The organism is Clostridium sp. CS1-1, assembly GCF_056135525.1.
Genome location: NZ_CM148680.1, coordinates 449,371 through 461,214, shown reverse-complemented (window position 1 = coordinate 461,214; position 11,844 = coordinate 449,371). Strand labels below are relative to the sequence as shown.

7 protein-coding genes are annotated in these 11,844 nt (G+C 31.9%); 1 reads left to right on the top strand and 6 read right to left on the bottom strand.

Annotated features, from left to right (window positions below):
• The first annotated feature begins 260 nt into the window (after positions 1–260).
• On the top strand, positions 261–869 hold the full coding sequence (locus AC0N0V_RS02005; RefSeq protein ID WP_474461883.1) for a DUF488 domain-containing protein: 609 nt from the start codon (positions 261–263) through the stop codon (positions 867–869).
• Positions 870–948: 79 nt separating this feature from the next.
• Here AC0N0V_RS02005 and AC0N0V_RS02000 read toward each other — a convergent pair.
• The 6 genes from AC0N0V_RS02000 to AC0N0V_RS01975 form a co-directional block, all read right to left on the bottom strand.
• Positions 949–2,291, bottom strand: a protein-coding gene (locus tag AC0N0V_RS02000; RefSeq protein ID WP_474464388.1) for an IS3 family transposase whose coding sequence is annotated in 2 segments (ribosomal slippage) — positions 949–1,881 and positions 1,884–2,291 — 1,341 coding nt in all. Because the reading frame shifts where the segments join, the coding sequence is not laid out codon by codon here.
• Between the two features lie 334 nt (positions 2,292–2,625).
• Complete coding sequence (locus tag AC0N0V_RS01995) at positions 2,626–4,722, bottom strand: HD domain-containing phosphohydrolase (protein WP_474461882.1); 2,097 nt, start codon at positions 4,720–4,722, stop codon at positions 2,626–2,628.
• Positions 4,723–5,011: 289 nt separating this feature from the next.
• Positions 5,012–6,013: an isocitrate/isopropylmalate dehydrogenase family protein gene (locus tag AC0N0V_RS01990; RefSeq protein WP_474461881.1), complete on the bottom strand. Its 1,002-nt coding sequence runs from the start codon at positions 6,011–6,013 to the stop codon at positions 5,012–5,014.
• 205 nt (positions 6,014–6,218) lie between these two features.
• Positions 6,219–8,141, bottom strand: a complete 1,923-nt coding sequence (locus AC0N0V_RS01985) for an aconitate hydratase (protein WP_474461880.1) — start codon at positions 8,139–8,141, stop codon at positions 6,219–6,221.
• Positions 8,142–8,170: 29 nt separating this feature from the next.
• Entirely contained in the window at positions 8,171–9,541 is a 1,371-nt protein-coding gene (locus AC0N0V_RS01980) for a 2-isopropylmalate synthase (RefSeq protein WP_474461879.1), read from the bottom strand.
• A 579-nt stretch (positions 9,542–10,120) separates the two neighbouring features.
• A complete protein-coding gene (locus AC0N0V_RS01975; RefSeq protein WP_474461878.1) occupies positions 10,121–11,494 on the bottom strand; it encodes a cell wall-binding repeat-containing protein in 1,374 nt (457 codons plus the stop codon).
• Positions 11,495–11,844: the final 350 nt, after the last annotated feature.

Here is an 11,844-nt window from a genome sequence, read left to right as displayed (position 1 = left end):
ATAGCTTAATCAGTAATACATTTAGGGTATATTTTATAATCTTTTATCATCAAAAATAACAGGAGGGGAATTTATATGGCGTCTATAGCAGTACTTGGTTATGGTACAGTGGGCACTGGAATAACTGAACTCATAAATAAAAATAGAGAGAGAAGATTTTCAATATACTAAGTCTAAAGGATATTGTATAAAACTTATACTTTTCTGGAAATATAATATAAATAATGTGTTTCACAAAACTATAATAAGGAAGTAATGGTATGCGGGAAATTTATACTATAGGGCATTCTTCTCATGATAATCTTTATTTTCTAGAACTTCTGAAGAAATATAATATAAATTGTATTATAGATATTAGAAGTGTTCCTTTCTCAAAATATGTTCCTCATTTTAATAAAAATGTTATAAAAAAATTTTTAAATTCTAATGGAATCTATGATATCTATATGGCAAAAGAATTTGGTGCTGTTAGGGATGATATATGTCTGTTTCATCCAAATGGGTATTTGGATTTTGAAAAAATTATAAATAGCAATGATTTTAAACAAGGAATAAAAAGGCTAGTTTCCGGAACAGATAAGGGATACAAGATTTGTTTAATGTGTACAGAAAAGGATCCTATAGACTGCCATCGAAGTGTAATGATTGCACCTGAATTAGTAAAAGAAGGTTACAAAGTAATTCATATACTTCCTGATGGTAGTGCAGAGTTACAAGAAGAATTAGAAGACAGATTATTAAAAATGTATTTTCCTGCAGGATCACAGCAAAGCTTATTCTCTTCACAAGAAGGTGAAAAGAATAAAGAACATCTTATAAATGAAACTTATAAATTAAGAAATGCTGATATTGGATATAGGCTAAATTAAAATGAGGTAAACTGTACCCTTTGTCAAGTACACAATAAAACAGGCTGTTCACCTAGAAATTAATTTCTAGGTGAAATTTTTAATATGGTATAATACCTGTAGTCAAATAACTATAGTATTCATTGGGAGTCATTTTCATAAGATCCCACTGGTAACGTTCATTATTGTAATACTCTATGTATTCATCAATCTCTGATTTAAGTTGTTCAAAGGTTTCACATTGACTAAGATTGAGCTCATCTTTCATATGACCATAAAATGATTCTTGAGGAGCATTGTCCCAACAATTTCCTTTTCTTGACATAGATTGTATAAATCCTTTTGACTTTATCAAGTTTTGAAACTTTCTGCTTGTATAATGGATACCTTGATCTGAATGCAAGTAAGCATCTTTTGATATAACGTATGCTTTATTATCCATCAGAAAATTAATCGTATCTGTTGCAATAGGAAGTTCAAGCGATTCACTTAATACATAAGATGGTATTTGACGTGTGCATCCATCTTTGACAGTTGATAGATATGCGCATTTTCCAGAACCATAGTATATGTAAGTTATATCTGTCAGTAGAACTTTACCAGGCTTACCCACACAAAACTCTCTATTTACTTTATTCCCTACAGCGTGGCTTTTTATAGCTTTACCAATCTTTTTATATGGATTAGGTTTCCTTATAGGGCAACGTACCCCATACTTAGCCATTAGCCTACGAATTTTTTTAAGATTCATATTGATACCAAGTTTCCTGAATAAGAACATTTTTATGCTTCTTGCACCTTTATTTCTGTTTTTGAACTGAAACGCATTTAAAATAAGCTCAAAGTCATTCCTGTCTTGCTCTTCCTTTTTGATTCGGTGATCTTCTCTTTGCAACCATGAATAATAGCCCGACCGTGAGACACCAGCCATTTCGCACATATATTTTATGTCAAGACAACATTTACTTTTTTCTGACAATCTTCTAATTATTTTGTACTTTTCATCTGGTTTAATTTTGAATTGGGCATCACCTGCCTTTCCAATCTTCGTAGTTCCCGCAGAAATGAATTTTCTTGCTTTAGATATTGATTTTGTTGTTTTAAACGCGTTAACTCCTCTTCAATACTTATTTCGCCTTCTAAACCTCTGGTTGTTCCAGAGTTACCTTTTCGTATGTCTCTAACCCCTTCGGGGCGATTTGCTTTTGAACGCCATCTTACACTACAACGATCGATTCGATTTTGTCCTATCATCTCAGGATCAAATCCATTCTCTATAAAAATATCTCTAGGAAGCATCCCCTCATTATGTTCAGCGATAAATAATTCTTTAAAGGCATCTGTATACGTAATTTGTTTTGGAGTAACATTTTTAACATGCATATTTTTGGACAAAATATCTATTTCAGCTTGTATGAAGTCTCTGTTTCTTGACTTGCCCATAGAACTCTCCCCTTTTTTCTTCATTATACTAAATTGTTAAATACAAAAATACCCTGTAAGATAGCACAGCCTCTTTTCTGTGTCTATCTTACAGGGTACAGTTTACCTCATTTTTACCTAAAGATGTTAGTTTAATATAGCGTCTTTAGTAAATAAATATATAATTTCAGTTATATAATGGAAAAGGGACTGTCTCAAAATGTATTCCTATACATTTTGAGACAGTCCCTTATATCCTAGATTAAACCATAAAAATATGCTTGAAAATCTTGTGTTAATTCTAACTTCTAAAAGAATTCTCTTTAACAGCCTGTTTATTTTTTACTCGTATTATTTACTTATTTTTAAATACCTCTACACATACTGGAAGCAAACGAGGATCAAATTGTGTTCCAGAACATCTTGCTAATTCTTTTATAGCCTCTTCCTTCGACATAGCCTTCTTATAAGGCCTGTCATGTGTCATTACATCAAAAGCATCTATTATAGCAAGTATCCTTGAAATAAGTGGAATCTCTTCCCCCTTCAATCCCTTAGGGTAACCTGTTCCATCATATCTTTCATGATGAGTCAGTATATAGTAGGCAATGTGCCTTAAATCTGGTGTAGATGATGCTATTCTATATCCAATTTCCGAATGAGTCTTCATAGTCTTCCATTCTTCCTCATTTAGTTTATCTGGCTTATTCAGTATCTTATCATCTATTCCTATTTTGCCTATGTCATGAAGCTTGGCTAACAAATACAATTCATTTTTTTTACTAGTACTTAACTCTAAACTATTACATATACTTACGCACCAATTATAGATACGATTAGCATGTTCTTCTGTCTCATTACTTTTTTCTGATAATGTTTTAGTTAGTGATGAAATAATATTATTTCTTATGCTTCTATCTTCTAATAGCTTATTTCTATACATTCGGTCCTCAGCTTTTTTAATAATTTCATCTATATCTTCCAGAGCATCAACTTTAGTTGCATGCCCTAATGCTATATTAATAGATATAGATCCTACCTTTTTCCTTAAACAATTCAATTTAATTTTCATGCACACTTTTTCTGCCTCTACTTCATCAGTATTCTCTACTAATATTATGAATTCATCACCGCCGTAACGAGATATAATAGCACCAGGTCCACAAATTAACTTTAGAACCTCTGCAGCTTCCTTTAATAGCATATCTCCTTGTTCATGTCCAAAAGTATCATTTGTAATTTTAAGACCATTTAAATCTCCCATTATTATAGAAAGAGGAAGTTTTCCACTTTTATTTAACTTCCCTAGTATAAATTCATAATATCCCCTATTGAAAGCTCCCGTTAGCTTATCGTAATAGGTTAAATATTTAAGCTCCTCTTCCTGTTTATTGCTAAGTTCAATCTTCTCTAGCATATTATTTATTTCAACTGCTAGTTTTTCTAATTCATCATTCCCCCTTGATTTAACACTGGAGAGCCTTTTGTTTGTTAAATCTATTTCACTTACCTCTTTACCAATAGTCTCTATAGGTTTGATTATAAATACCCTTAACATTATTGTGCAAAGTATAAAGAATATTATTGTACAGAGTGCAAACATCATAATAAAAAATCTTACAGAATCAACTCCATGATTATAAATTATTCTTGCACTATTTATTTTCAATATAAATAATGGCTCATTTTCTAGTCCCTTTATAGGGTAATATGCTAGTATATTGTTTTCATCTACTGCCTCTAAATGAATGTTTTCTATACTTGAAAAGTTTATTTTTTTGTTATTTATATTTATTATCCCTTTAGAAGCTTCTAACTTATCGACGCTTTGTACTTCTATTTTTGAATCTATAATCTTTTCAATCTTATTTTTAATGGAAACATTTATGTACTTTCCAATGATTAAGGTCCCTTCAACAGGACCGGTAGCATCCGAATTAGTTATAGGTCGAGATGATATCATCATCGGCTTTCCATTTATAGATATTATACCTGATATTATACTATTGGCATTCTTATGATTAGATATTATATGATTTCTATTTTTAATATAGTTTAATAATTCTTCAGGCATATCTATTTTCTTTTTATTTTCTAAATCATAAAAATAATAGTACTTTATTTCATTATCCTTATTTAAAAAAATCATCGTATTAATTTTTAAGTTATTAAAAGTGGTATCATTTAAGTTAGTTTGGATATATCTAGGGTTATTAGTCTTGATAAAATCTAAAGTATCATCCCAAGGTGCCCAATCTGATGAAATTGTATTTACTCCGTCAATAGTGTCATTAATTAAGTATTCTACCCTATTTACCCTTTCAGTTATCTGAGTTCTTTCCTGAGATTTTACCTCTCCTAAAAAAAATATATTAGCTATGATATAGATTCCTAAAATTATTAGCATTAAAGAAATTAACATAATAATAGATACTTTATTTCTTATTTTCAAACTTAGCACCCCATTTACACTTAAATTATTATACAATTAATAAATATATACTCGTCCTATAATTTAATAATCTTAACATTGATATTTTTATACAAAATCCTGCAAATTTCAATAATTCTCCCTATGCTAATTGTATAATAATTTATACTTTTATAAAAGCAAAATTAGAGACCTATTATCATTGTATATCTGATAATAGACCTCTAATTAGTTTGTATTATTAAGCAACTATTCTAATACTTTAATTTCACCACGTAATAAAATTAAGCTTCATACGTTCCAGTTGAACCTAGTTCAACTTATTAATTATTGACTCGGTAAATTCACTAGTCCCTGAAATTCCTCCTAAATCAACTGTCACATTCTTTCCTTCTTTTATAACTTCTGATAATGATTTTTCAATTCTTTCTGCTGCTTCTATTTCTCCAATATGCTTCAGCATCATTACTGCTGATAAGATTACCGCTGATGGGTTTGCCTTATTCTGCCCTGCTATATCAGGTGCAGAGCCATGAGCAGCTTCAAATACTGCACCGTTTTCTCCTATGTTGGCTCCTGCAATTAATCCGAGCCCTCCAACAAGTCCAGATGCCATATCTGAAAGTATATCTCCATATAAATTAGGCATTACAAGTACATCATATTTTTCAGGATTTAGAACAAGTTTCATGCTCATAGCATCTACTATTAAATCTTCAAATTCTATATCCTTATACTCTTCAGCTATAGCTTTTGCACATTTTAAGAAAAGTCCATCTGATAGTTTCATTATATTAGCTTTATGAACTGCTGTAACTTTTTTTCTATTATGTGTTCTAGCATATTCAAAGGCCGCTCTTATTATTTTATCACTTGCTTTTTTAGATATAATTTTTATACTTTCTGCAATATCCTCACTAACCATATGCTCTATTCCAGCGTATAAATCCTCTGTATTTTCTCTAAAAATGATAAGATCAACATTATCATATCTAGATTTTACTCCCTCATAAGTTTTTATAGGCCTTATATTAGCATAAAGATTTAAAGCCTGCCTTAGTGTGACATTTGCACTTTTAAACCCTTTCCCGACAGGAGTGGTTATAGGCCCTTTTAAAGCAACTTTATTTTTCTTTATGCTTTCTAATACATAATCTGGAAGTGGAACACCATACTTTTCTATAACAGCGGCTCCTGCTTCCACTACCTCCCATTCTATTTTAACTCCTGCAGCATCAATAATTTTTCTAGCTGCTGCTGTAACTTCTGGTCCTATTCCATCTCCAGGAATAAGGGTAATTTTGTGTGCCATACTCGTCGCCTCCAAAATTTATATTTACCTTAGTAAAATGTATATGCAAGTACCAGTTAAGAGTTGAGAGTGAAGTGTTACAGATGACTTTCTTTCGCTACACTAGAGAAAATCTAAAATACAGTTATATTAAAACTTCGTTTTAATCCACTCTTAAGTTAGGATTTTTCTAGTGAAAATCCTAACTTTCTTAACTCTTATCTCTTTATTTGCTGGAACTAATTAAATTAAGCAGTCCCCCCGCTTTTATCATATTTTTCTGTCTATCAGCAATTTCTAGAAGCATTTCATATTCCTCATTTTTGCTCTTATTCCTAACAACAACAACTCCTAAATCTACTTGCTCAACTGCATTTTCTATTGAAAGTTCATCCAAAATATCTACCTTGTCATAATCCTCTACATTCTTGAATACAAGAGGCATTATACCATTGTTTATTAAGTTAGCCATATGAATTCTAGCAAAAGACTTAGCAAGCACTGCTTTTACTCCTAGATAAAGTGGTGCTAACGCTGCGTGTTCTCTGCTTGAACCTTGACCATAGTTACTTCCACCAATTATAAATCCACCGTTATTTTCCTTTGCCTTACTTGGAAAATCCTTATCGCATGGTGTTAAGCAATATTCTGAAAGATAAGGAACATTGGATCTGTAAGGTAAAAGCTTAGAATTTGAAGGCATAATATGGTCTGTAGTTATGTTATCTCCAACCTTAGTTAATGCCTTTCCTTCAACAGTGTTTTCTAAAGTCCTTGCCTTAGGGAATGGCTTTATGTTAGGCCCTCTAACAACTTCTACGTCTTCCCCATCTACCGCTGGAGGAACTATTAAATTATCATTTATTAAAAATTCCTTTGGCATTTCGATATCAAGGGCTTTACCTAATTCTCTTGGATCTGCTATATAACCTGTTAAAGCGGAAGCTGCCGCAATCTCAGGACTAACTAGATAAACATTCGCAGAGATTGTACCTGATCTTCCTTCAAAGTTCCTATTAGATGTTCTAAGAGATACTGCATTTGTCGCAGGTGATTGCCCCATACCTATACAAAAACCACAAGCTGACTCAAGAATTCTCGCTCCTGCAGCAATCATAGTTGCCAAGGCTCCGTTTTTTGCAAGCATATTTAAAACTTGCTTAGAGCCTGGTGCAATAACTAATGATACTTTTTCATTTACTGTTTTTCCTTCTAATATCTTAGCAACCTTCATCATATCTGCATATGATGAGTTTGTACAACTTCCAATACATACCTGATCCACTTTTATATCCTTTAGTGAAGAGACAGGTACAATGTTATCAGGACTATGAGGCGCCGCTACCATTGGCTCCAATTCTGATAAATCTATTGTTACTTCTTCATCATATACTGCATCTTCGTCAGCTTTTAATTCTATGAAATCACTTTCTCTATTTTGAGCTTTTAAAAAATCATAAGTTAATTCATCACTTGGAAATAATGATGTTGTTGCTCCAAGCTCGGCCCCCATATTTGTTATAGTAGCTCTTTGTGGCACTGATAAAGTTTTAATCCCTTCTCCACAGTATTCAAATATCTTTCCTACTCCACCTTTAACAGTAAGTCTTCTTAAAAGCTCCAATATAATATCCTTAGCTGAAACCCAATCAGTTAATTTACCATTTAAATTCACCTTAACTATCTTAGGCATGCTGATATAATATTCTCCACCGCCCATTGCTACAGCAACATCAAGTCCACCTGCTCCCATAGCAAGCATTCCTATACCACCACCTGTAGGTGTGTGACTATCTGAACCTAAAAGAGTATCCCCTGGGACACCAAATCTTTCTAAGTTAACTTGATGACAAATACCATTTCCAGGCTTAGAAAAATATATTCCATGCTTTTTAGCTACAGTTTGTATATATACGTGGTCATCTGCATTTTCTGGACCTGATTGTAGTATATTATGATCGATATAAGCTATGGACTTTTTTGTCTTAACTCTATCTATTCCTAAGGCTTCAAATTGTAGGTACGCCATAGTTCCTGTTGAGTCCTGAGTTAACGTTTGATCTATTTTTATAGCAATCTCTTTTCCTGCTACCATTTCTCCTTTTAATAGATGATTTTTAATTATTTTTTGTGCAACATTTAATCCCATCTTTAAGCCTCCAATTCTTTTTCATTGTATTAACTTGCTATTATTTCTCTATTTTCAACAACCTCAGGTAATAACTTTTCTACAAGAAGTTCTAACTCATTATTACCTATAATTGTAGTTCTACCATCTACATACTGTTCGTCCACCCATTCCTTGATTACTGCAACTCTAGAGTCCTTCTTATCTACCTTTTCATTGTCCTTAAGTCTGTAATAGGTATTAATCCAAGCCGCTATGCCTGCAAGGCCTGAATATTCATTTACAGCAACAACTATTGGTCTGCCTAGTATCTTATCTGTATCAAAAATGTTGTATATTTCTTCATCCTTTAATATTCCATCAGCATGAATGCCTGCCCTTGTTACATTGAATTGACTTCCTACAAATGGAGTTCTCTCATGTATGGTATATTTCATTTCCTTTGAGAAGTATTCAGCTAGCTCTGTTATAACATCCATTTTCATGTTCTTTGCTGTACCTTTTAATTGCATATATTCAAACAACATTGCTTCTAGTGGACAATTACCTGTTCTTTCACCTATTCCTAGAAGTGAAGTGTTTACAGAGGACGCACCATATAACCATGCTGTAGTTGAATTGCTAACTACTGCATAAAAATCATTATGTCCATGCCACTCTATTAATTCAGATGGAACAGCACAATCATTTCTTAGACCATGAATAAGCCCTTGTACACTCCTTGGAAGAGAAATACCGCTATATGGAACACCAAGTCCTAAAGTATCACATACTCTAACCTTTATAGGAACATTCGCCTCTTTTGATAATTCCATTAATTTATTTACCAGCGGTACTACAAATCCATAAAAATCTGCCCTAGTTATATCTTCTAAGTGGCATCTAGGGCGAATACCTCTACTTAATGCTTCTTTAACAACTGATAAATACATGTCCATAGTCTGCTCTCTTGTTTTATTTAACTTTTTAAATATATGATAATCAGAACAAGACATGAGCATACCTGTTTCCTTAATCCCCATTTCTCTTACTAACTTAAAATCCTCTTTATTCGCTCTTATCCATGATGTAACCTCAGGAAACTTATAACCTCTTTCCATACAAACTTGAGCTGCTTTTCTATCCTTTTCTGTATACAAGAAAAACTCCGTCTGCTTAATAATACCTGAGTTGTTATCTAATTGATTAAGGTAATCAAATATCCTAATTATTTGTTCTGCCGTATATGGCGGCATTGACTGCTGTCCATCTCTGAAGGTAGTATCTGTAACCCATATATTCTCTGGTAGATCCATAGGAAGTTGAATTTGATTGAAGGTTACCTTAGGAACCTCTGAATAAGGAAATATATTCTTATAAAGATTTGGAGCTTCAATATTCTGTAATTGATATTCATAATTTGATTTTTTTATACTATTCATTTTACCATCCCCACTCTCACACAATTATTGGACCAAAGATTTTAAATAAGTATTTGCATGATTATCATTCATATCTTTCATTATTGATTTTATGAGATGTTTTACTTAACCTCATATCGATCCTATTAAATTGCATATTTATTAATTTTTTTCCTTGTTTTTAGTATTATCCGCTACATTTATACCTTTATATTAGCATTTCTAATTTATTTATGCAAATAAAAATTTTTGTAATCTTGCAATTTATATTCGTCATTTTTCATTATTCCTTTTTATTTGTGAAAATAGGATTTTTTCATTTGTTGATTGGCACTATCTAATAGATGTTAACTGTCTTTTTATTTTTATTTATTATGTTTTGAGCAATTTATCAATTTGTTATTTATTTATTTATTTAATATTTTTAGATATTTTTTAAATTTTTATTACTAAATCATGTGGTAATTAGTCGTAAATAGTTTTATTTTGTAATATATTTTTTCTCAAAATTAAAATTAATTGATATAATTTATAATTTGTTAAAATTATAGGGATAATAAAAGAGAGATTCTAGTAGTTATATACCAGAATCTCCCTTTATTATTCAACAGCTTCAGTACTATAAAATTTCCACTGACCATCAACTTTTCTAAAATTAGAAATTGCATTAAAGGTTTTATGCTCTGTAGTTTTTTCACTATTATCCGTAATTGAGTCTGTTTCTACCACCTTTACCCTTGCTTCCTTATAGTTAATTGAAAGTATTTCAAAAGAATCAAAGGTAGAAATAACATCAATGTCATGCTGAGCTAGTAAACTAAATAGTTCCTCATAAGCCTTTCTAGTAATTTCATATCCCGGTGCACTTTTATCTATCAACGACATATATTGATCAAGTTCTCTTAGTCTTATCGCCTGAGCAGCCTTACCATACAATTCTTTTATCTTATTAATCTCACTTTCTCTATTAAAGTTTATAGCCTCCTCAACATAACTGCTGAGTACACCAGTACCACCTAACAAATAATAATTCTGTATATTCTTTTCATTAAATGCATTTTGTTGGCCTTCTAAATTATCCTCATTTGATAATACCATTGATGCATTTAGCTTTGCAGCTAATTGGCTGGCTGATAGTGCGTCTGGAAAATTCTTTCCCGATGCTAAGATAACATTACTGGTGTCAATATTGAAATGTTTAAATACACTCATCGAAGTTTCATATCTGTTATCTCCAGACAATCTAGTAATTTGAACAGAAGGTAGTATACTTTTAATCTCATCTTCTACAGCATTCTTAATAACCCCCGTACCACCAACTATGTATACTGTAGAAGGCTTTATTTTAGACAATTGAGACTTTATTAAATCGGGCAGCTTAGTATCACTTGTTAGTAACATTGGATATCCTTTTATAGCAGCAATGCTTGATGCACTTAGGGCATCTGCAAATCCGTAAGCATTCGATAGAAATACTGGTGTCCCTTCTTCAACATTTAGGCTATTAATAATAGAATTATTTGTTTCTATTCTATTTGCACCAAAAATTCTTGTTATAGTGTATCCCTGACTCATAAGTACATCTTCTATATCCTTACTTACTACAGCGGTTCCACCAAGAATATAAACATTTCCCTTAGGATTTAAATGAGTTGATATATACTCTAGCGCTTCTTTGCTATCTTCTGAATTTCCTGCTAGTAATAAAGGTGCATTAAGTTTTTTAGCTAAAGTTCCGCCACTTAAGCCATCTGGAAAATCATAACCTGATGTTATAACTATGTTATCAAAAGACTTGTCACCTAACTCCTCTGCAATAGCTCTGGATGTTTTAAATCTATTTATCCCTTGGACTCTTTTAATATTTTTGGCGGTGGGATTTTCTTGAGCATATACCTTCTCCACATCAAACTTCTGTGTAAACATAGTAACTAATAAGACAACCAAAATTAACGATCCAGTTTTTTTAATCATTTTTAACACCCCTTCTAAAGCTTTATAACTATTATTTTTAGTTATTCTTATTATGTGTAAATATTACTAAGTAATTCTAATAAACAGAGTTCTTACTTAGAAATCGTTATCCAGGGACGTAGCTGCTCGAAACGTACACCTTGAAGAAAAGCAGATATCCTAAATCTCTGATTTAGTGATAGTCGCTTTCACACCGTGCAAGCAGATATCCCAAATCTCCGATTTTGTGTGAATCGCTTTCACAGAGTGTGATGGGAGTATTAGAGCGGGTAGTCATCGGATAAATAAAAATTAGGATAGACAGAACTATAATAGTACTATCTATCCTAAGATACTTTTATATATTTAAT